Below are 18,812 nucleotides of genomic sequence, written 5' to 3' on the forward strand. Positions count from 1 at the left end.
TTAATATATTTTGTCTCTCGCAAAGACGCAAAGACGCAAAGTTTTTTCATAATAAGTCCTCTCTATTTTACCTCGATCGAGTAACGCCGTTTTACGATCGAGCAACCCCATTTGACTAAGATTGTTAATCAAAAGGATTAATCACCTTAACTAAATGAGACTTATAAGTGATAATTTGCCCTTGCTGTAAATCTTCTGTAAGTAAATATTCACATTCCGAAGAAATAGCCCCACTGACGATTAAAGAATCATAGAATGAAAACTGATAACGGTAATGTAAATCTAACGCCGTTAGGCTTATCTCTGGGGTAAGGGAAATAACATCTAAACTATCAATCATCCACTCCAAAGTCTCAATAACTTGCACTGGTGTAAACTTACTTTTTTTTAAAAGAATATTAGATACTTCATTAAGAACTTGACTAGAAATAATCACCTCAATTTCTTTATTTTCAATCCAAGATAAAGCCATTTCTTTTTTGCTAATATCTTTCTCATTACTAGATTCTAAAAGAGCATAAATAAAAACATTAGTATCAAAAAAATATTTATCTTTCATTTCTTTCTTCCCTAGAAGGAATATCACTAATAGGGGTGCTATTTTCTCTACACCATTGAGCAAAATCCTTTCTAGTACGTTTTTTTGTCTTAGCTTTATCCAATAAATTAAGACTTTTATCACCTATTAAAGATTGAGCTTTTACTAAATCTTTTTCATTTTCGATTTCAATAATTAACCGCATATTCATTTTAATAAAAAATTTTTTTTCCCGTAGAGGTATAAAATTTTACGCCTCTACAATGATTTTACCTTCATTAGTTTTCTTTTGTCTAACGTAGGTTTTGTTGGGTTTCGTTTCCTCAACCCAACCTACAAGAAGTTTTGTTTTGAAAAGATTTTAGGGTTGCTTGAGCTACTTTTAAACTATAGGCACTATCAGTATTTTTGATATATAGTGGTTTTCCAGTACGCAAATGTTCTATAACTAGGTTCGTATCTTGGGCGAATAATCCCCGCCGACTGGCAACTTCTAAGATAATTTCTTCTTCTCCTCGTTTGATTTTTCCTTGTTCTCCATCAAATACTAATGTACCTAGATCGCCATATATTTCCAGAGTTCGATCGTTCGTCTGAAATTGATTACCTTTACCATAGGTAAGAGACACCATCATCTCATTTTTGAATTGTAATTGGGCTTGACACCAACAGGAAGAAAAATAACCACTTTCAGGCGCATCCCAAAAACGAGCATCACAATTCACGGATTCCACTTCCCCAAATAAATCTGTAAATCGATTGATACGAGACACCCCGCCAACAAACGGAAAACCAAATAATTCATAATTATAAGTCCAATGGAGAGTAACCTTGGGCTTTGTTAAGATTGTACTATAACGAGCTAAAAAAGGTGTGCCAATTTCTGGTAAATATTTTTTAATGGCTTGATGTACTCCTCCTAGTAACTCAATGTGTTCGACATGGAGTAATTTTTGTTTTGCTTGTGCTAGGTTAATCAACTCCTCACTTTCACTAGAGTTGAGGGTTAAAGGATATTCGACAATAACGTGTTTTTCGGCTAATAATGCTTGACGGACGATCGAACCATGATCTTTGTTAACATTACAGATACAGATTAAATCTAGTGCCGAATTATTCACTAAATCTTCCCAACTTGCCACCGCATCAACATTATACGTTTGACAAAAATCTTGAGTACTTTCCGAACTATTTCCAGCTACAGCGATTAATTCACAAAAAGGAGAATCTTGAAAAGCCTCCGCCCTTCTTTTGGCGGCATATCCTGTGCCGACTAAACCTACTTTAACCATTTTTTGTTCTAAACCGTAATTTACCATATTATTTTTAGTTTATCTTTAAGCTACTACCTAACAATTAAAACCTCAAACCTTCTATAATACTTGATTAGTTTATTCTGCGTAACTTCCGTTGTTAACTATTCATGGGTAAAATATATCAAGTTGAAGGAATTATTCTCAAAAAACAACCTTTGGGCGAAAATGATTTATTGATTACGATGCTTTCTCCTGATAGGGGATTAGTCAAAGCTGTTGCACCTCTAGCTAGAAATCATAACTCTCATCTTAGGGGTAAAACGGAATTATTCATCGTTAATCATTTTTCTATTGCTAAGGGTAAAAGTCTCGATCGAATCCTCGAAGTTGATACCATAGAATCCTATAGTAAACTAAGTCGAACGATCGAAAAATTAACGGTATCTCAATATTTAGCGGAGTTAGTCTTAAATTTAGCGATCGCACAAGAAGCACAACCAGATTTATATAGTATTTTTCGAGAACATTTGTATCGCATTGAAAACACGGGGAAAGATGAGAGTTTATTCCCTTATATCTCTCAAGGGGTATTTCACTGTTTAGCTACCGCTGGAGTTGCCCCCAATGCCTATTATTGCGTTAATAGTCAACATCCCATTAACCCTAATTTTGAAGAAAGACGCTGGAAAGTCGGATTTAGCTTTGAAGCAGGAGGGTTAATTAAGAATAATCTATCATCGGTTTCGATCGATGTGAACCTTAATGCCATAGAATTAGCATTATTACAAAGTCTTTCTGCTAAAACGGTATTTGCCATTCCTGAAAGTATCCCTTCTTCTTATTCCCATAGCGATATTGAAAAAGCATGGATTAAAATAGAAAAAGTCCTCAACGATTATCTTGAGTTTTATTTAGGTCATGTGGTAGTATCACAAAGGATTATGAAATATGCTTTAACGTAGAGAAAAAGAAATAATATTTCCTGTCAATTTTCTTAATCAATGTACTTCGTAGTTAATGCCAGATTTGATTTTAAGAAAATACTCCTAAATAATTTATACTAATTATTAGACTAAGTAAATACTAATTAAATAACTTAGAATTGAATAAAAATGCCTGTATCAGACACAGAAAAACAAGAATTATCAGAATTAAAATCTATATCTTTAAATCATGAAAATATCGACGAAGAATTAATTGAAAATACGGCAAAAAAAGGATTCATGGCAGTATTAAAAAATTCAAGTTTTCTGGTACTTTGGTTAGGGCAAGTTTTCTCTCAATTAGCCGATAAAATATATTTAGTTTTAATCATTGCTATTATTAGCAGTAATTTCCAAACCGAAGGAGAAAGCATTAGTCGTTGGGTATCCTTAGTGATGATTGCCTTTACTATTCCTGCTGTCTTATTCGGGTCATTAGCAGGAGTATATGTCGATCGATGGTCAAAAAAAGCTGTATTAGTTTCCTCAAATTTAATCAGAGGAATGTTAGTTTTTCTGATCCCTTTTTGCTTATTAAATAATAATATTAACCAAAAATTTTTAAACTTTCCCGTAGGATTTTGGTTAATTTTATTGATAACTTTTTCTGTATCTACAGCAACTCAATTTTTTGCTCCAGCCGAACAATCTACCATCCCTTTAATTGTAAAAAAACAAAATTTATTAGCCGCTAATTCTGTTTATACAACTACCATGATGGCAATGTTAATTATCGGTTTTGCCATTGGTGATCCCATTTTAGAATTAATTGGTAATTGGGGTACAAAATTTAACTTGAATTATGCCCAAGAATTATTTGTGGGAATCTCCTATTTATTCGCAGGATTAATCTTATTAAGTCTCAATACTCAAGAAAAAGATAAGGATAAACAAACGGAAGAAAAACACCCCATCGAAGATATAAAAGAAGGTTTACGATACCTACAAAAAAATCATCGAGTGCGCAATGCCCTGTTTCAGTTAGTAATTTTGTTCTCAATTTTTGCGGCTTTGGCAGTGTTAGCTGTACGTTTAGCGGAAACCATACCGGGGATGGAAGCCTCTCAGTTTGGTTATCTTTTGGCTTCCACTGGAGTTGGTATTGCCATCGGAGGCACGATCGTAACTCACCAGAATATTATTACTTCCCATAGTCAACTAGGTTTTTGGGGATCAATGGGGATGTCTTTTGCTTTAATGGGTTTATCTGTTTCTACCCATAGCCTCTTTTTTGCCTTAGTTATGACGGTTATTTTAGGTATTTTTGCCGCCTTTGTCGGGATTCCTATGCAGACGACTATTCAAGGAGAAACCCCCCCTGATATGCGGGGAAAAGTATTTGGTTTGCAAAATAACGCCGTTAACATTGCCTTATCTTTACCCTTAGCTTTAGCCGGTATTGCTGAAACGTATCTTGGACTACAAATAGTATTTTTTATCCTCGCTTTATTCGCCATTGTCGGAGGATGGTTAACTTCTTGGATTAGCCAAACATCAGGAACAAATTAAGTTCAAAATTCTTCATACTAGATATAGATTTATTTTTATTTTAATTTAGAATTATGTTAGTAAATAATTATTCTTTCTCTAAAACCGTTTATCAGATTTTAATTTTATTAGGTTTAAGTACTGGTGCGATCGTATTCGGTGTCATTCCTGAAATAAATTCACAAACGATTACTTTTAATAATCATGTGGTAGCTCAAAGTGTTAGTGATGGAGATTTAAAAAAATATGCCCAAGCTGCGATCGAGATCGAAAACTTGAGAGTTACAACTTTAAGCAACATAGAAAGTATCGTTGGCAAGTCAAAACCTAGTCAGTTAAACTGCTATCAAGAAAATACCTTCAATCAATTACCAAGTAATGCCCGTAACATAGCAGAAAATTATTGTCAGCAATCCGAAGCCATTGTCAAAAAACATGGATTAACTAATACTCAATTTAATCAAATTCATCAGCAAGTTAGAAATAATCCTACTTTGAAACAAAAAGTACAAACAATGATTGGGCAAATGTAATTAGAAGATGATCAAGTGTGTAGTTTTAACAAATTTTATTTAAAAATTGCACATTTTCTGAGGGTTTCAAGTAGAGATATGATGTAATTTGTTTTTTGTCAATCTAAGAATTAGGCTAAATACCTTGATTTATAATTATTTAACCTAAAATCTAATACCTACAACCTAACACCCTAATCGATAAATACTATGAGGCAAACCCTAATTATAATTTGCTAATAATTCTTTGTAAAATTTCGATACCCGTAAACGCTTGCCAACCAAAAACTAATAGCATACTCATATTGATACCCACATGACTCAATCTAGCGAAAGCATTACCTTTTTGCATATAGGGTACTAAGGAAGCGGAAACGGCTACCATTGACATCATACCTAATCCTGCTAATAAGTGTGGTCCTACAAATAATTTACCATTGTTAATATAAGTCACCGCCATACCGCCGATCGTGCCTAAGACTACCAAAGCCATAAAAATTGCCCCGACTTTATGATGACGATTAGCAAAATTACCTTTAATTAACTCTTTTCTAGCTTCTTTGTCAGCTTGACGAGTTTTTTTCGCTTTTATTCCTAAATATAAAGCATAAATGGCGGTGGCAAATAATACCCACATTAGAATAGGATGTCCAAATTGTGACCATGTTTTTACCGCTTGGGGAATCTCAAAATTCATTGTTTTTTTACCTTATCTATTTCAATTACTTAATATAAATTAACACGATCGAGTTCACCTGATAAGGATTGGTAATAAAATAACTTAGGAAACTACACCGCATCATCAACAAAATAAAAATATCTTTGCGTCTTTGCATGAGGAAAAGATAAATCAAGATGAAGAACTCTCACGTTAGAATAAAAATTGTAACTAAACTATTGAACCAAAATCTCCTATGACTTTAACATTAGTTAAACCAAACGCCCTTCATTGCCCTACGATTACAAAATTTCCTAATGGTTTAACTATTATTACCGAACAAATTCCAGTTTCTGCGATTAATCTTAATATATGGTTTAATGTAGGCTCGTCGGTAGAGTCAGATTCTATTAACGGCATGGCTCATTTTTTAGAACATATGATCTTTAAGGGGACAAAAAACCTTGCTAGTGGGGAGTTTGAGCGTTTATTGGAAGCCAGAGGTGCGGTGACGAATGCGGCAACCAGTCAAGAATATACTCATTTTTATTTTACTTGCGCCCCTCAAGATTTTGGGGATATTTTACCTCTACAGTTGGATTTGGTGTTAAATCCTCTATTACCTCAGGCAGAATTTGAACGAGAAAGAATGGTAGTTTTAGAGGAGATTAATCGATCGAATGATAACCCAAGACGCAGAATATATCAAAAAATGATGGTCAACAGTTTTCCTAATTTGCCTTATAGTCGTCCCATTTTAGGCACAAAAGAGATCATCGAAAATGTTACCCGTGAACAAATGCAGAATTTTCATGATTTATGGTATCATCCCTCAAATATGACGGTGGTAGCCGTAGGAAATTTACCTCATGAGGAGTTAACCCATAGGATTATCAATGCCCTTAACCTTGACAAAATTAATAGCCTACCCGAAAAACCAACCTATATACCTGAATCTGCATTTAACGAAATTGTCACGGAAGAATATACCGATAAGGCTTTACAAGAATCTCGTTTTATGATGACATGGCGTGTGCCGGGGTTAAATAATTTAGAAGAAACTCTCCCTTTAGATGTTTTAGCGGTAATATTAGGACAAGGTAGATTATCCCGACTATTTCGGGATTTGCGAGAAAATCGTCGTATTGTCACTCGCATTTCAGCAACTAATATGACTAATCAAATACAAGGTTTATTTTATATCGCCTCTCAATTACCAAAAGAAAATATCTCGATCGTCAAAGATGCTATAATTGATCATATTGCAGATATTCAAAATAAAGGCATAACATCTCAAGAATTAAATCGAGTTGCTCAAATTGTGGCGAATCAATATATTTTCCAAAGTGAAAAACCGAGCGATCGAACTAACTTATATGGTTATTATTATTCACAGGTAGGGAGTCTCAATCCAGCTTTAGAATATGCTGAAAAAATCAGAAAGTTAACCGTTGAAGATATACAAAAAGCCGCTCACAAATTTTTACTCCTGAGTGCTTATGGTGTTATAATTGCTAATAATTAAATTATTACATATCAATAAATTTAAAGGTAATATTTAAAATTAATTAAGTTCAAAAGCTAAGAAATTATTAATTAAACAAAGATGAAAATTTTTATCGTAGAAGATGAAATTATTGCAGCCGAAAGTCTTATTATTGACTTAGAAAAATTAGGCTATCAAATCGCTGGAAGATGTAGTGATGGAGATAAAGCATTCGAGAAAATTATCAATACCAATCCCGATTTAGTCTTGATGGATATTCATATCAAAGGAGAAAAAGATGGTATCACATTAGCTGAAGAATTAAGTAAAATTTTCCCCCCTATTCCTGTCATTTATTTAACTGCCTATGCTGATGATCAAACCTTAAGCCGAGTTATTAAAACTTCTCCCTATGGTTATGTTGTAAAGCCTTATAAAATTCAAGATTTAGCTAGTACTATTATTATTGCCCTAAATAAATATCAAGAACTAGAATATCTTAAATCTAAACTTACACAACAACAAGAAAAATTAGATTTTATTATTAAACATGATGAAGTAACTCAATTACCTAATCAATTATCTTTAGTAGAAAATTTTAATGGTATTTTAGAGGTATTTTATCAACAATTAAATACACAATCTTTTGAACACGATCGAGATATACCTAAACTAATCCCTATATTTTATCTTAGGTTCGATCGATTTAGACTCATTAGAGATGAATTTGGACAAGAATTAGGTAACTTATTATTAAAGGCTTTAGTGAAAAGATTTCAAGCTAATTTAACTGAAGATACCATGTTTGCTCGGCTTGATGGCGATGAATTTGTCCTGATTATTCCTCCTCTTTTTACTAGACAAGAAGTCATGGATATAGCTAAAACATTGTTAGAAAAAATTACCCCTCCATTTATCTATAAAAATAATGAAATTTATATAGATTTTAAAATAGGTATTAGTCTATATCCTTTACATGGACAAAATATAGATGAGCTTTTATATAAGGCAAAAGAAGCTGTTAAAGACTTAGACAATAAAGGAGAAAATTTATATCAAGTTTATTCTTCTACTTTGCATCAATATACCCCCAGACAAATTAGTTTAGAGGCACAATTACACCATGCTTCAGAAAGAAATGAACTTGAGTTATATTATCAACCAAAAATTGAAATTGCCACCCGTAAAATTATCGGTGCTGAAGCATTATTACGATGGAATCATCCTGAAGAAAAATTTATTTCCCCTGCCGTATTTATTCCTTTAGCAGAAGAAACAGGATTAATTGAGGAAATCGGAGAATGGGTTTTAAATCGTGCCTGTGAAGAATTCAAAATTGTACAACAAAAATATAGAAGTGATTTAGAAGTAGCTGTTAATCTTTCTTCTCGTCAATTTAATCAAGATTTATTAGAACATAAAATTTTAAAAATTCTAGGTTTTCATTGTTTTAATCCCTCATTATTACAGTTAGAGTTGACAGAAAGTAATTTAATTACTAATACTTCTATGGCAATTAAGAAAATAAATAAACTTAAATCTATTGGTTTAAGCATTGCTATCGATGATTTTGGTACAGGTTATTCTTCTTTAGGCTATATTAAAGATTTTAACTTCGATATTCTTAAAATTGATCAATGTTTTATCAAAGACATTAATCATAATCCTAAAAATGCTACCATTACCAAATATTTAATAGAAATGGCACATAATCTCAACTTAAAAGTGGTAGCAGAAGGAGTCGAAATTGAACCAGAATTAGCCTTTTTATATAAGAATAATTGCGACTATTATCAAGGTTATTTATTTAGTCGCCCTTTACCTTTTCCTCAGTTTCAAGAATTGTTAGAAAAAAATATTTAACTTTAAATAGAGAAAGAAGTTATAGTAGGGCGATGCACCGCCCCACCAAAAAGATTAAGATAAAGCGTCAATTAATTTATTTTTAGCTATAGTTAAAGCCTCCTCAATTTTACTTGTATCCTTACCACCAGCTTGGGCAAGATTTGGTTTTCCACCGCCTCCACCACCGCAAATTTTAGCAATTTCGCCGATAAATTTACCTGCTTGAAGTTGTTTTTCTTTATAAACTTTTTCACCAAAAGCCGCCACTAAATGTACGGGCGAACGGCCGTTCGCCCCTTCACTCGCTTCAGGAATGGAGGCTAAAATCACCGCAGAATTACCTAGTTTTTGTTGTAATTTTTCTCCTGCGGATTGCAACGATTTAGCATCTAATGCCCCCATATTGGCGACTAAAATTTTAAATTCACCCACAGATTCCGCATCATTAATTAAGTTTTCAGACTTCAATAAAGCTAACTCTTGCTTAATATTTTCTAACTCTTTTTGAGTACCTTTTAACTCACTTTGAAGGTTAGAAAATCGATCGAAAATTTCTTCTGGTTTGGCTTTTAATTTGTCTGATAATTGCTTCACTACTTCATCTCTAACTTTGAGATATTCTAAAACAGATGCACCTGCCACAGCTTCGATACGTCTGATACCAGAAGCAACCCCAGTTTCGGAGATAATCTTAAATAAGCCAATTTCGGCTGTATTATTAACATGAGTGCCTCCGCATAACTCCATGGAAACGCTAGGAATATCGATAACACGCACTTCTGAGCCGTATTTCTCCCCAAACATGGCGATCGCACCTTTAGCTTTAGCCTCATCAATGCCCATAATACTAATATCGGTAGGATGTGCTTCTGCTATCCAAGTGTTGATTAAATCTTCAACTTGTTGTAACTGTTGCTTAGTAATTGGTTGAGGAGAATTAAAGTCGAATCTTAACTTATCAAAGGATACCAAAGAACCAGCCTGAGAGATGTTTTCATCGACAACTTTTTTCAAAGCTGACTGTAACAAATGAGTTGCGGTGTGATTGGCTTTAACTCGATTACGACAGGCTTTATCAATAGTAGCGCGTAACTTTTGCCCTACTTCGATCGAACCTCTTTCTACTGTACCATAGTGGACGAAAAAGCCCGACTCTTTTTGTACATCTTCGATCGATACTAACACATCTTCTCCTGCTAAATAACCTCGATCGCCAATTTGCCCCCCAGATTCCGCATAAAATGGGGTTTTATTCAAGATTAGCTGAACTTTACGCCCAGTTTCGGCTTTTTCCACCGATTTACCCTCAATCAATAACGCCTCGATGTGACTGATTAACTGATACTCGCTATAGCCTAAAAATTCCGTGGGATGAATATGCTCTGCTAACTTATCTATGCTACCCTGTACAGTTAAATCAATGGTTTCATGGGCAGACTGCGATCGAACTCTTTGGGCTTCCATTTCCGCTTCAAAACCAGACACATCAACCGTTAAGCCTTCCTCCTCTGCAATTTCTTGAGTCAATTCGAGAGGGAAACCATAAGTATCATAAAGAGTGAAAGCATCCTCTCCCGAAATAACGGTTTTTTGCTGACTTTTGAGCTTAATTATCACCTCATTTAAGAGTTTTTCACCCCTTTCGAGGGTTGCTAAAAATGCCGACTCCTCCCGTTGCAACTCGGTTTTGATTACCTTTTCTCTTTCTCTGGTGTTGCTGTAAACCCCTTCTAATAGCTTAATAGCGCTTTCGGCTACCTCATTGATAAAATTGCCATCGATGCCGATTAAACGCCCGTGACGCACCACACGACGTATCAGACGGCGCAAAATATAACCCCTGCCGATATTCGATGCCGAAATACCATCAGCAATCATCTGTACGATTGATCGCACATGATCACCGATAACTTTCAAAGATACCTTAGTATTTTCCGAAGCAGTTTTATAGTCAATATCTGCCAACTTTCCTGCGGTGGTAATAATCGGGAAAATCAAGTCAGTTTCATAGTTATTCGGCACTCGTTGCAGAATTTGCGCCATCCTTTCTAACCCCATGCCTGTATCAATGTTTTTGTTTTGCAGAGGGGTTAAATTGCCTTCAGCGTCTCGGTTATACTGCATAAACACCAAGTTATAAAACTCGATGAAGCGGGTATCGTCTTCCAAGTCGATATTATCATCCCCCAATTCGGGCTTAAAATCATAGTATAACTCGGAACAAGGACCACAAGGACCTGTTACCCCCGATTTCCAGAAGTTATCTTCTTCTCCCATGCGAATAATCCGTTTTTCGGGGATTCCCACTTCATCACGCCAGATAGCAAAAGCCTCATCGTCTTCTCTAAACACACTGACAACGATTCTTTCTGGAGGTAATTGAAACACTTGAGTTGACAATTCCCAACCCCATGCGATGGCTTGTGACTTAAAGTAATCACCGAAGCTAAAGTTACCCAACATCTCGAAAAAAGTATGATGTCTGGCAGTGCGCCCTACGTTTTCAATATCATTAGTACGGATGCACTTTTGAGAAGTGGTTGCGCGGGGAAATTCAGAGGTTTTCTGTCCTAAGAAAATGGGCTTAAAGGGGAGCATTCCTGCGATCGTGAGTAAAACAGTGGGATCTTCTGGCACTAATGAGGCACTAGGCAAGATTTTATGTTGTTTTTGCTCGAAAAAGTTTAAAAATTTCTCTCTGATTTCGTTTCCCGTGAGGGAGGGAGGGATATTAGTCATAAAATATTATCAATAATGGTCTATCTCCTATTATTGCTGATTTTTGTTGCTATCATAAGAAAGTGTTTTTAAGAGTCTTTGTTACTGCGAAAGTATGGAATTTGAGTATGATGAAAATAAAAGTAATATAAATAAACAAAAACATGGAATTGATTTTGAAGAAGCCCAATTATTATGGTTAGACAATAATCGTATTGAGATAAAAACAAATTCAACCAATGAATTTCGGATTATAATAATTGGTAAAATTCGAGAAAAATATTGGTCTGCAATAATAACATATCGTCAAAATAAAATTAGAATTATATCTGTTAGACGATCGAGAAAACAAGAGGTAAATTTTTATGAAAGCTGAAGAATTAGATTTATTATTTGATGAAGGAAAAGAGGATATTTTAGAATATTTTGATTTATCAACGGCAAAACGTCCCGCTTTAGAAAAGACAAAAATTGATTTAGATTTACCCCAATGGATGATTATTGCCTTAGATAAAGAAGCGAAAAGATTAGGTATTGAGTCTCAATCTTTAATTAAAGTCTGGATTGCTCAACATTTAGATTCCGTTAAAATATAATATTCCTATGAACAATCATAACGAAAATTTTACTCTAAAAATTAAGCCTCGTGCAACTGAAGATAATTGTTTTGTGGTTTTTTTACCTGAATTTAGTCAGAATGTTATGCAACCTCTCACTCATGGGGAAACCTATGAAGAAGCCTTAAAAAATGGGCAAGAAGTTTTAGAATTAATTATAGAAGAATATCAAGAAGATGGTAAAATTTTACCTCAACCTAAAACCTTTATTTTTGCTTAAATTTTATTAAGAAAGTACAAATTAGTAAATATTTCTAAATTAAGATAATGAAAAAAAGAGAATTTTATGTAGTAATTGAAAAAGATGAGGATGGTTTTTATGTGGGAGAAGTGCCACAATTAAAAGCCTGTTATTCCCAAGGAGAAACCATTGATGAATTAATGGAAAATATGAAGGAAGTTATCACTATGTGTTTAGAAGAATTAGAAGAAAATAACAATTTAGTCAGTCTTAATGAATTTATAGGAGTACAAAAAATTAGAGTCTAATGCCTAAATTACCTAGTGTCACTGCCAATGAAATTATTAAGGCATTGAAAAAAATTGGTTTTGTTGAAATCAGACAAAAAGGAAGTCATCTTCGACTAAAACATCCAGATAACAGAATTGTTACGATACCCGTACATAGTGGTAAAATTCTAGGAAAAGGGTTGTTTACAAAAATTCTACGAGATTCGGAATTATCGATCGCGCAGCGCCACTTCGTGATCGAAGAATTAATAAAGTTGTTATAAGTTATTGATAAGGAGAACAATTAATTATGAAATATACGATCGTTATTCAATGGAGTAATGAAGATAACTGTTTTGTCGTGCTTCTTCCTGATTTTAAAAATGAAATGCAACCCATTACTCATGGTGAAACCTATGAAGAAGCCTTAAAAAATGGGCAAGAAGTTTTAGAATTAATTATGGAAGAATATCAAGAAGATGGTAAAACTTTACCTCAGCCTAAAACCTTTATTTTTGCTTAAATTTTAGTTATAAATAAATGAAAATAGAATCTTTAAAGAAAAAAGAGCTTGAAAATTATTGTCAAAAATATGGTATTAAAATACAAGGTAAAAATACAAAACAACAGTTATTAGAATTAATTAATCAGGATAAATTTAACAAAATTAATAATGCTATTAAACAAGGAAAACAACTAGAATTGTTAATATCGCAAATTCATTTACTTTCTGAAGAATATGCTTCTCAATTAAAAATACAAATTGATTTGAGAAAAAAAGAAATGAAGAATGATGATACTTCCCATTATTTAATTTATAGAGTTTTAGGAATAACCAGTCAAGAAGGTCAAAAAATAGACGAATATCAAAATATTGGCAGGTTTTTATATAATTATGCTGGTTCTTTTTTAGAAGAAGTTGCCTCTTTATGTTTATTATTTAATAATCCTCAAGGAAGAAAAACTACTGTTAAAAATTCTTTTGGTACAAAACCGAAAGCCTTTGAAATTGATTTTTTAGATGGTAATGACGCTATAGAAATTAAATGGAGAGATGCCACTACTGATGGAGACCATATCACCAAAGAGCATACGAGGGTAAAAGCGATCGAAAATCATGGATATAAACCCATTAGAGTAATGTTTTATTATCCTCAAAGAGAACAAGCTATCAATATTCAACAAACCTTAGAAACGGTTTACAAGGGAGTAAATGGGGAATATTATGCAGGAGAAGAAGCATGGAATTTTATCAAAAATCGTACAGGATTTGATTTAAAACAGATTTTAATAAATATTGCGGATCAAAAAACACCAGAAAAAAGTTAAATTATGGACAAAATAATTAAGGGAAATTGTATTAATGAATTGAAAAATATTGACTCAGAAATAATTGATTTAATTTATTTAGATCCGCCATTCTTTACTCAAAAAAAACATTCTTTAACAACTCGTGATAATAACATTAATTATGAGTTTAATGATGTTTGGAATAGTCTAAATGATTATTTATTAATGATGGAAAAATGTTTGATTGAATGTAAAAGGGTGTTAAAAAAAACGGGAAACATTTTTTTACATTGTGATAAATCAGCCTCTCATCATTTAAGAATTTTATTAGATAAAATATTTGGCTCTGATAATTTTAGAAGTGAAATTATTTGGTCTTATAAAAGATGGTCAAATTCTAAAAAAGGTTTACTTAATTCTCATCAAACTATTTATTTTTATTCCAAAACAGATGATTTTAAATTTAACACTATTTATACTGATTATTCTCCCACAACAAATGTTGATCAAATATGGCAATTAAGAGAAAAAAATGGTAATGGTAAATCTGTTTATAAAAAGGATAAAAATGGTAATATAATTTTAGCTCAAGAGAAAAAAGGTGTTCCTTTATCGGATGTTTGGGAAATACCTTTTTTAAATCCAAAAGCAAAAGAAAGAGTTGGTTATCCTACACAAAAACCTGTTTTACTTTTACAACAAATTATTAATATTTCTACCGATGAAGACGATTTAGTTTTAGATGCTTTTTGTGGTAGTGGTACAACTTGCGTCGCATCAAAGTCTTTAAATCGTAGATTTATTGGAATAGATATATCGGAGGATGCGATCGAACTTACTAAAAAAAGATTAAATGAGATGATTATAACTAAGTCTGAACTTCTGGAAAAAGGAAAAACAAGTTATATGGAAAAATCAGAAGAAGAACTATTTTTATTGAAAAGTATTAATGCTATTCCTGTACAAAGAAATAACGGCATTGATGGTTTTTTGAAAAGACAATTTAATGATAAACCTATACCCGTTAGAATACAGAAAAAAGATGAAACTTTAGAAGATGCGATCGCCTCTATTAATAATTCAGAACAAGCAAAAAAAAGTGATTTTAAAATAGTTATTCAAACTAACAATTATCATCAGTTATTCTCTTTAGAAGATAATAAAATTATCATTATTAAATCTTCTGAATTATTGATTAATGAAGAATTAAGTAAAATAAATATTCTGGCAAGTTAAATAAACAAGATAAGAAATTTAGTAATGACTACTTATTAAAAAGTGCTAAAAGTTTAAATAAAGTTACTTTAGTTTCTGCGGTAGTTTCTCCTAATAAACCTGCTATTTCTTGGGCAACTTTCATTTGATTATGAACAACTTTATTAACTTTACTAATCATTTCTTCCTGCATTTCTTTTAATTCTTTTTGTTGCAAAATTTCTGATGTTATATCTGTCATAATGCACAAAATAAAATTTTCTTCTGGTATAGGAAAAATAAATTCTTTGACAATAATATTATGGGTGATATATTCTGTTTCTCTATTTTTGATTACCTGTTTTTTATCCCATGCCTCTTTAATATGACGAATATCTCCTAATATTTCTGTTACTGGTTTACCAATTATTTGCTCATTTTCTATTTTAAATAGTTGACAAAATGATGGATTTACTAATCTTATTACTAAGTGACGATCGATAGCAATTAAGGCATTAGGATCATATTCCCACAACAATTTATAAAGATTAGTTTGACTACTTTCTAACATAATTATTAGTAATAAATTTTAGAGTATTTTTATTATTTGATCATGGGTAATATTTCTTTTAAAAATTTGTCTTCTAAATTCTGAGGGCTAATATGAATAAAGTGTTTATCTCTAAATTTCATCACAATTCCAGAGCTACAAGTTTCTAAACAAAATGAGCCTTTTAGTTCTACTTTATCGTTAAGATCGTATTGGTTTATTAATGATTGTATTTGCGGTAAAACTTCATAAACCCCTAATTGGTGACAAGCTGAACCCATACACAAATATAAGTTTTCTTTGACCATAATTTGAACTCCTTTAAGATGAAGGGTGGTGCATCGCCCTACTTTTAATTTTTGTATTTTTCCTTAATAATTTTCCCCTCATAATTTAATAATTCGATGTGTAGTGGCATCTGTCCGATGGCATGAGTCGAGCAACTTAAACAAGGATCGAAACAACGAATACCTGCTTCTACACGGTTTAACATTCCTTCGGGTATTTCTTCTCCATGAATATAATGTTTAGCAATCTGGGTAACGGTTTGATTCATAGCAAGGTTATTTTGCCCTGTGGCAATAATCAAGTTAACTTTTTTGATTAAGCCATTATCATCAACTTCGTAATCGTGAAAAAGTGTACCTCTGGGCGCTTCACTTACTCCTATTCCTTTTAAGTAGTTAATTCCTGCCTCTGCCCTGACTCTGGTTGACAAAATGTCGGGATCGTGTATTAACTTTTCAATGGCTTCTAAACAGGCGACAATCTCAATTAAACGGGCATAATGATAAAAGAATGAAGACGTAGCGACACGACTACCAGCACGATGACGAAATTCTTGTAGCTCCTGATCTGCTTGGAGTGTGCCAATACGATCGCACACATTTAATCTTGCCAAAGGACCTACCCTATAGATACCATTAGGATAGCCTAAAGGTTTATAGTAAGGGAATTTGAGATAAGACCAATTTTCCACCGCTTCCCCTAGAAAGTCTTGATAGTTATCCTCACTCAAACCATCGGCAACGATATTGCCTTCACTGTCGATGAATCGTAGATGTCCGCCGTAGTGTTCCCAAGTGCCATCAGGGGCAACTAAACCCATAAATAAAGAGTCAAATTTACCAAATATATCGATTTCTGAGCTTAATTCGCTATCTAAGAGCTTTTTAAACAGATTTAGAGCTAAAGCGGTGGTTTTCTTCGCTTCAGGCAAATTATCTTCAATCCACTGGCGATTATGTTCGGTTAAGGGCGATCGCACTCCTCCGGGTACAGCCCAAGCGGCATGAATTTTTCTTGCCCCGAGTATTTCAATAATGTTTTGACCAAAAGCGCGTAAACGGATACCGGCACGAGCCAAATCTGGATCAGTCGCCATCAAGCCAAAAACATTACGGGTAGAGGGATTGGAGTCCCAACCTAAAAGAAAATCAGGGCTACTGAGATGAAAAAACGAAAGAGCATGGGATTGAGTTATCTGCGCTAAATTCATCATACGGCGTAATTTTTCCCCTGTTGGAGGGATTTTTACTCCTAAAATTTTATCTCCAGTTTTCGCAGATGCTAATAAGTGACTAACAGGGCAAATACCACAAATACGGGCAGTAATTCCCGCCATTTCAAACATGGGGCGACCTTCGCAAAATTTCTCAAAACCCCGAAATTCTACTACATGAAAACGGGCATTATTTACCTCTCCTCGATCGTCTAAATAAATAGAAATTTTAGCGTGTCCTTCGATACGAGTAACAGGATCAATAATAACTGTTTTTGACATAATTGTTACCTCTTTTAGTTAGAGAAAAGTGGTTATACCTCAATCCTAAATCATTTAGACATAGTATTTAATATATTTTTAATTTCATCAACACCAATAAAATTAAGATCGTGTTAATAACATAAAATGCCCCCACAATTTGAGTTTCTGTCCAACCACTTAATTCTAAATGATGATGAATCGGCGCCATTTTAAATAGTCTTTTTCCTTTTCCATGTTGATCCTTTGTCGCTTTATAATAACTTACTTGAGCAATTACCGATAAAGACTCAATAAAAAATAATAAACTAATAATAAATAATGCCCATAAATTTTGACTCAAAATACCCACTGCCGCTAATCCAGCCCCTAGTGCTAATGAACCAGTATCTCCCATGAATACCGAGGCTTTATTTCGATTATGAACGATAAAACCAAGACATCCTCCGCTAATAGCCAAACAAAAAGCGAGTAAGTCAGGGTGATTTACACCTGTTAAAATACCTAAACCTAAAAATGCGATCGCACCTGTACCTCCTGCTAAACCATCAACACCATCAGTCAAGTTAGTGGCATTACTTTCCGCTACGATAACAAAAATAGCTACAAACCAGAAAAGAAAACTCAGGGGTAAAATAATATTGAAGGGTAAACTAACGTTAGTAATAGAATCAGGTTGACTTATAGACATCCAAAAGCAGAAAACCACGGCAAAAGCGATTTGTAAAACTAATTTTTGCTTAGGAGTTAATCCCATATTGGTTTTTTTGCGCAAAATTTGCCAATCATCTACCCAACCGATAAATCCATAGGCAAGAGTTACTAAAGCCACAGCTATAACTTCTGGAGTAAATCTTCCCATGATTAAGCCGATAATTACCGCCGTAGGAATGAAGAAAATTCCCCCCATAGTAGGTGTACCAGCTTTTTTGAGGTGACTTTGAGGTCCATCTTCTTGTATTATTTGAGATGCTTTAATTTTTTGTAAAACAGGTACAACGATATAACCTAATATCGCACTGACGATCGAGCTTAAAAACAGAGGTAAAATTGCTACAGCATCAAGGAAAGTGAAAGCAACGACAATTAAAATCAAGGCTAAAAAACCCAGCAAAAACCATCCCGACGGATTAAAAAGGCGCTTAACAGAGGAGGTATTAGTTTCCATAGCAAAAAAGAATAAACAATAAACCATTAATTATTATCAATGATCCGATTCTTCTTGACAAAAATATTTTCCTTCTGTCATTGGGAGGTTATTTTCCTTTTTCCTTCGATAACTACATAGAAAAGATGATCCCATAGGTATTTCTGATCACAAACAGCTTGTTAGTTTACAGAAAAAAATCTAATTTCAATCAACATCATTTATAATAATATGGGCGATACTGGATTTGAACCAGTGACGTCCTGCTTGTAAGGCAGGCGCTCTACCACTGAGCTAATCGCCCTTAATCACGTTTTC

The 18,812-nt window shown here is 33.5% G+C and carries 23 protein-coding genes and 1 tRNA gene; 13 read left to right on the top strand and 11 right to left on the bottom strand.

The window, feature by feature from the left end; all coding sequences use genetic code 11:
- From SYN6308_RS25785 to SYN6308_RS12095, 4 genes are all read right to left on the bottom strand, one after another.
- Positions 1 to 132 (bottom strand): hypothetical protein, encoded by a 132-nt coding sequence (locus SYN6308_RS25785; RefSeq protein ID WP_272943031.1) that lies wholly within the window; start codon positions 130 to 132, stop codon positions 1 to 3.
- Entirely contained in the window at positions 125 to 559 is a 435-nt protein-coding gene (locus tag SYN6308_RS12085) for a PIN domain-containing protein (RefSeq protein ID WP_017294705.1), read from the bottom strand. The genes SYN6308_RS25785 and SYN6308_RS12085 overlap by 8 nt, the downstream gene beginning before the upstream one ends.
- Positions 549 to 743 (bottom strand): hypothetical protein, encoded by a 195-nt coding sequence (locus tag SYN6308_RS12090; protein ID WP_017294706.1) that lies wholly within the window; start codon positions 741 to 743, stop codon positions 549 to 551. Before SYN6308_RS12090 ends, SYN6308_RS12085 begins: the two co-directional genes overlap by 11 nt.
- A 118-nt stretch (positions 744 to 861) precedes the next feature.
- Positions 862 to 1,857, bottom strand: coding sequence for a Gfo/Idh/MocA family protein (locus SYN6308_RS12095; RefSeq protein WP_017294707.1), 996 nt, complete (start codon positions 1,855 to 1,857; stop codon positions 862 to 864).
- Positions 1,858 to 1,961: 104 nt separating this feature from the next.
- On the opposite strand from SYN6308_RS12095, the gene recO reads away from it, so the two are divergent.
- The 3 genes from recO to SYN6308_RS12110 all read left to right on the top strand — a co-directional run bounded on the left by recO (position 1,962) and on the right by SYN6308_RS12110 (position 4,798).
- Positions 1,962 to 2,756, top strand: coding sequence for a DNA repair protein RecO (recO, locus tag SYN6308_RS22375; protein ID WP_017294708.1), 795 nt, complete (start codon positions 1,962 to 1,964; stop codon positions 2,754 to 2,756).
- A gap of 150 nt (positions 2,757 to 2,906) precedes the next feature.
- Positions 2,907 to 4,286, top strand: coding sequence for an MFS transporter (locus SYN6308_RS12105; RefSeq protein ID WP_017294709.1), 1,380 nt, complete (start codon positions 2,907 to 2,909; stop codon positions 4,284 to 4,286).
- 53 nt (positions 4,287 to 4,339) lie between these two features.
- The gene (locus tag SYN6308_RS12110) at positions 4,340 to 4,798 is read left to right on the top strand and encodes a DUF4168 domain-containing protein (protein WP_017294710.1); all 459 of its coding nucleotides are present in this window, start codon (positions 4,340 to 4,342) and stop codon (positions 4,796 to 4,798) included.
- Between the two features lie 205 nt (positions 4,799 to 5,003).
- On the opposite strand, the gene SYN6308_RS12115 is transcribed toward SYN6308_RS12110, so the two are convergent.
- Complete coding sequence (locus SYN6308_RS12115) at positions 5,004 to 5,474, bottom strand: DUF4079 domain-containing protein (RefSeq protein ID WP_017294711.1); 471 nt, start codon at positions 5,472 to 5,474, stop codon at positions 5,004 to 5,006.
- 217 nt (positions 5,475 to 5,691) lie between these two features.
- Here SYN6308_RS12115 and SYN6308_RS12120 point away from each other — a divergent pair, with 217 nt between their 5' ends.
- Positions 5,692 to 6,960 (top strand): M16 family metallopeptidase, encoded by a 1,269-nt coding sequence (locus SYN6308_RS12120; protein WP_017294712.1) that lies wholly within the window; start codon positions 5,692 to 5,694, stop codon positions 6,958 to 6,960.
- 81 nt (positions 6,961 to 7,041) lie between these two features.
- Entirely contained in the window at positions 7,042 to 8,784 is a 1,743-nt protein-coding gene (locus SYN6308_RS12125) for a two-component system response regulator (protein WP_017294713.1), read from the top strand.
- Between the two features lie 54 nt (positions 8,785 to 8,838).
- On the opposite strand, the gene alaS is transcribed toward SYN6308_RS12125, so the two are convergent.
- Positions 8,839 to 11,505 (bottom strand): alanine--tRNA ligase, encoded by a 2,667-nt coding sequence (gene alaS, locus SYN6308_RS12130; RefSeq protein WP_017294714.1) that lies wholly within the window; start codon positions 11,503 to 11,505, stop codon positions 8,839 to 8,841.
- A gap of 94 nt (positions 11,506 to 11,599) precedes the next feature.
- Between alaS and SYN6308_RS12135 the strand changes: the two genes are divergently transcribed.
- The 8 genes from SYN6308_RS12135 to SYN6308_RS12175 are packed head-to-tail and all read left to right on the top strand — an operon-like array spanning position 11,600 to position 15,077.
- Positions 11,600 to 11,860, top strand: a complete 261-nt coding sequence (locus tag SYN6308_RS12135) for a BrnT family toxin (RefSeq protein WP_017294715.1) — start codon at positions 11,600 to 11,602, stop codon at positions 11,858 to 11,860.
- Positions 11,850 to 12,080 carry a type II toxin-antitoxin system BrnA family antitoxin gene (gene brnA, locus SYN6308_RS12140; protein WP_017294716.1) on the top strand — a complete coding sequence of 77 codons (231 nt, stop codon included), beginning with the start codon at positions 11,850 to 11,852 and terminating at the stop codon, positions 12,078 to 12,080. Before SYN6308_RS12135 ends, brnA begins: the two co-directional genes overlap by 11 nt.
- Before the next feature lie 7 nt (positions 12,081 to 12,087).
- On the top strand, positions 12,088 to 12,321 hold the full coding sequence (locus SYN6308_RS12145; protein ID WP_017294717.1) for a type II toxin-antitoxin system HicB family antitoxin: 234 nt from the start codon (positions 12,088 to 12,090) through the stop codon (positions 12,319 to 12,321).
- A 44-nt stretch (positions 12,322 to 12,365) separates the two neighbouring features.
- The gene (locus SYN6308_RS12150; protein ID WP_202803906.1) at positions 12,366 to 12,590 is read left to right on the top strand and encodes a type II toxin-antitoxin system HicB family antitoxin; all 225 of its coding nucleotides are present in this window, start codon (positions 12,366 to 12,368) and stop codon (positions 12,588 to 12,590) included.
- On the top strand, positions 12,590 to 12,835 hold the full coding sequence (locus SYN6308_RS12155; RefSeq protein ID WP_017294719.1) for a type II toxin-antitoxin system HicA family toxin: 246 nt from the start codon (positions 12,590 to 12,592) through the stop codon (positions 12,833 to 12,835). Before SYN6308_RS12150 ends, SYN6308_RS12155 begins: the two co-directional genes overlap by 1 nt.
- Before the next feature lie 26 nt (positions 12,836 to 12,861).
- Positions 12,862 to 13,074: a type II toxin-antitoxin system HicB family antitoxin gene (locus SYN6308_RS12160; protein ID WP_017294720.1), complete on the top strand. Its 213-nt coding sequence runs from the start codon at positions 12,862 to 12,864 to the stop codon at positions 13,072 to 13,074.
- A 17-nt stretch (positions 13,075 to 13,091) separates the two neighbouring features.
- Complete coding sequence (locus SYN6308_RS23410) at positions 13,092 to 13,880, top strand: ApaLI family restriction endonuclease (RefSeq protein WP_017294721.1); 789 nt, start codon at positions 13,092 to 13,094, stop codon at positions 13,878 to 13,880.
- A gap of 3 nt (positions 13,881 to 13,883) precedes the next feature.
- Positions 13,884 to 15,077, top strand: a complete 1,194-nt coding sequence (locus tag SYN6308_RS12175; protein ID WP_017294722.1) for a DNA-methyltransferase — start codon at positions 13,884 to 13,886, stop codon at positions 15,075 to 15,077.
- Between the two features lie 28 nt (positions 15,078 to 15,105).
- On the opposite strand, the gene SYN6308_RS12180 is transcribed toward SYN6308_RS12175, so the two are convergent.
- The 5 genes from SYN6308_RS12180 to SYN6308_RS12200 all read right to left on the bottom strand — a co-directional run bounded on the left by SYN6308_RS12180 (position 15,106) and on the right by SYN6308_RS12200 (position 18,798).
- Positions 15,106 to 15,606, bottom strand: coding sequence for a PAS domain S-box protein (locus SYN6308_RS12180; protein WP_017294723.1), 501 nt, complete (start codon positions 15,604 to 15,606; stop codon positions 15,106 to 15,108).
- 32 nt (positions 15,607 to 15,638) lie between these two features.
- Complete coding sequence (locus SYN6308_RS12185; RefSeq protein ID WP_026102045.1) at positions 15,639 to 15,893, bottom strand: (2Fe-2S) ferredoxin domain-containing protein; 255 nt, start codon at positions 15,891 to 15,893, stop codon at positions 15,639 to 15,641.
- 44 nt (positions 15,894 to 15,937) lie between these two features.
- Positions 15,938 to 17,368, bottom strand: coding sequence for a Ni/Fe hydrogenase subunit alpha (locus SYN6308_RS12190; RefSeq protein WP_017294725.1), 1,431 nt, complete (start codon positions 17,366 to 17,368; stop codon positions 15,938 to 15,940).
- A gap of 67 nt (positions 17,369 to 17,435) precedes the next feature.
- A complete protein-coding gene (gene mraY, locus SYN6308_RS12195; protein WP_040467237.1) occupies positions 17,436 to 18,515 on the bottom strand; it encodes a phospho-N-acetylmuramoyl-pentapeptide-transferase in 1,080 nt (359 codons plus the stop codon).
- Positions 18,516 to 18,726: 211 nt separating this feature from the next.
- Positions 18,727 to 18,798: transfer RNA gene (locus SYN6308_RS12200), tRNA-Val, on the bottom strand.
- Between the last annotated feature and the right edge of the window lie 14 nt (positions 18,799 to 18,812).

It is taken from the genome of Geminocystis herdmanii PCC 6308 (assembly GCF_000332235.1).
Taxonomy (GTDB): Bacteria; Cyanobacteriota; Cyanobacteriia; order Cyanobacteriales; family Cyanobacteriaceae; genus Geminocystis; species Geminocystis herdmanii.